Origin of the sequence: Acinetobacter sp. YH12102 (assembly GCF_013419125.1) — a bacterium.
Classification (GTDB): Bacteria; Pseudomonadota; Gammaproteobacteria; order Pseudomonadales; family Moraxellaceae; genus Acinetobacter; species Acinetobacter pseudolwoffii.
Window position 1 is genome coordinate 1 of record NZ_VPAS01000044.1, and the last position, 2617, is coordinate 2617.

The following is a 2617-nucleotide window of genomic DNA, read 5'->3' on the forward strand; positions in this document are numbered from 1 at the left end:
ATACCAGCGCACAGCCCAAAGAATGATTTCGCCCTGAAAATGCCGACCATGGAAAGGATTCATATGCTGCACCTTTAGCTAAAACAGTCTTCAGCTTACCATTCGTGGTTATTTGCAACAGTGCCGTGTGGTCTACGGATATAACGTATATCCCTATGGCAAAAGGCTTTGTTTATTTATGTGCTGTGATTGATTGGCATAGCCGCAAGGTACTTGCGCATAGGGTATCGATTAGTATGGAGGTGGATTTTTGTATTTCGGCTTTAAATGAAGCGATTGAAAAATATGGTCGACCTGAAATATTTAATACAGACCAAGGCAGCCAGTTTACCAGTGATGCATTTATTGATGTATTGAAATCAAATGGCATTCAAATCAGTATGGATGGTAAAGGTCGATGGGTAGATAATGTGATGGTTGAACGATTATGGCGGAGCGTTAAATATGAAGAGGTGTATCTCAAAGCTTATAGCAGTGTCACAGATGCGAAAAAGCAATTAAGTGCATATTTTGAGTTTTATAATTTGAAACGACCTCATTCGAGTCTAGACAAAATGACACCAAATGAGTTTTACTATGATCAGCTACCCCAACAAAACAAGGTGGCTTAACTAGAGCGGAATATCACTTATAAATACGCTTTTAGTTGTTCAAACAAGTGGGACCACCTCTATATCTCGATAGGTATAGTAGAGTGATATCTCGATAGGTATAGTGTTTTGCAGTTTAGAGGAGATATCGCGATGCATACGCGGAAGGCAATAACGGAGGCGCTTCAAAAACTCGGAGTCCAAACCGGTGACCTCTTGATGGTGCATGCCTCACTTAAAGCGATTGGTCCGGTCGAAGGAGGAGCGGAGACGGTCGTTGCCGCGTTACGCTCCGCGGTTGGGCCGACTGGCACTGTGATGGGATACGCGTCGTGGGACCGATCACCCTACGAGGAGACTCTGAATGGCGCTCGGCTGGATGACGAAGCCCGCCGTACCTGGCTGCCGTTCGATCCCGCAACAGCCGGGACTTACCGTGGGTTCGGCCTGCTGAATCAATTTCTGGTTCAAGCCCCCGGCGCGCGGCGCAGCGCGCACCCCGATGCATCGATGGTCGCGGTTGGTCCGCTGGCTGAAACGCTGACGGAGCCTCACGAACTCGGTCACGCCTTGGGGGAAGGATCGCCCGTCGAGCGGTTCGTTCGCCTTGGCGGGAAGGCCCTGCTGTTGGGTGCGCCGCTAAACTCCGTTACCGCATTGCACTACGCCGAGGCGGTTGCCGATATCCCCAACAAACGGTGGGTGACGTATGAGATGCCGATGCTTGGAAGAGACGGTGAAGTCGCCTGGAAAACGGCATCGGATTACGATTCAAACGGCATTCTCGATTGCTTTGCTATCGAAGGAAAGCCGGATGCGGTTGAAACTATAGCAAATGCTTACGTGAAGCTCGGTCGCCATCGAGAAGGTGTCGTGGGCTTTGCTCAGTGCTACCTGTTCGACGCGCAGGACATCGTGACGTTCGGCGTCACCTATCTTGAGAAGCATTTCGGAACCACTCCGATCGTGCCTCCGCACGAGGCCGTCGAGCGCTCTTGCGAGCCTTCAGGTTAGAGGCCGTCGACAATGATAATCTGGATCAACGGACCTTTCGGCGCCGGAAAGACGACGCTCGCTAAGCGGCTGCGCGATCGGCGTTCCAAATCGCTGATCTTTGACCCCGAGGAAATCGGGTTCGTGGTGAAAGAAACGGTCCCCATGCCAGCGAGCGGAGACTATCAGGATCTCCCCTTGTGGAGGGGACTTACGATCGCGGCGGTCAGGGAGATTCGAAGGAATTACTCGCAGGACATCATCATCCCAATGACGCTCGTGCACCCGGACTATCTGACTGAGATACTCGACGGGGTAAGGCGGATCGACGATCAGCTGCTGCACATCTTTCTGACGCTCAACGAGGACCTATTGCGTCACCGGATCGCGAACCAGACCATGCATCCTGACCCGAATCGAAATGCGGAGATTCGAGAGTGGCGATTAGCGAATGTCGCCCGATGCTTGGCCGCAAGGGAACGGCTTCCATGCACAACCCGTGTTCTCGATAGTGGTGCACACACCAGCGATGAACTCGCAGCGATGGTGCTCGACGGAATCGATGGGCGCACCTGATCGCCTTCGACGCCTGCGCAAAGCGTAGCGCGAGGGTGGCGGGCTCACGACCAAACGCCCAGAGGTCGATCATCGCAGGGATGTTTGGCTTTGTGGTGCGGACGACGGGACTCGAACCCGTACTCTCACAGAGAAGCAGATTTTCGGGCACTGTTGCAAATAGTCGGTGGTGATAAACTTATCATCCCCTTTTGCTGATGGAGCTGCACATGAACCCATTCAAAGGCCGGCATTTTCAGCGTGACATCATTCTGTGGGCCGTACGCTGGTACTGCAAATACGGCATCAGTTACCGTGAGCTGCAGGAGATGCTGGCTGAACGCGGAGTGATTGTCGATCACTCCACGATTTACCGCTGGGTTCAGCGTTATGCGCCTGAAATGGAAAAACGGCTGCGCTGGTACTGGCGTAACCCTTCCGATCTTTGCCCGTGGCACATGGATGAAACCTACGTGAAG

At 52.6% G+C, this 2617-nt stretch carries 3 protein-coding genes and 1 pseudogene; all 4 read left to right on the plus strand.

Annotated features, from left to right (window positions below; all coding sequences use genetic code 11):
- Positions 1 to 125 precede the first annotated feature (125 nt).
- Positions 126 to 611, plus strand: a pseudogene (locus tag FTU42_RS14640) (IS3-like element ISAba14 family transposase); the annotation flags it as partial.
- Positions 612 to 743: 132 nt separating this feature from the next.
- Positions 744 to 1604 (plus strand): aminoglycoside N-acetyltransferase AAC(3)-IId, encoded by an 861-nt coding sequence (aac(3)-IId, locus tag FTU42_RS14645; RefSeq protein WP_000557454.1) that lies wholly within the window; start codon positions 744 to 746, stop codon positions 1602 to 1604.
- Between the two features lie 12 nt (positions 1605 to 1616).
- A complete protein-coding gene (locus FTU42_RS14650) occupies positions 1617 to 2159 on the plus strand; it encodes an AAA family ATPase (protein WP_000587837.1) in 543 nt (180 codons plus the stop codon).
- Between the two features lie 209 nt (positions 2160 to 2368).
- The coding region (locus FTU42_RS14655; RefSeq protein WP_180083713.1) for an IS6 family transposase at positions 2369 to 2617 on the plus strand (249 nt) is incomplete at its 3' end.

What these genes read in the sequence shown, in the direction of transcription:
- FTU42_RS14650 (WP_000587837.1), top strand. Translation starts at nt 1,617, where the DNA reads ATGATAATCTGGATCAACGGACCTTTCGGCGCCGGAAAGACGACGCTC.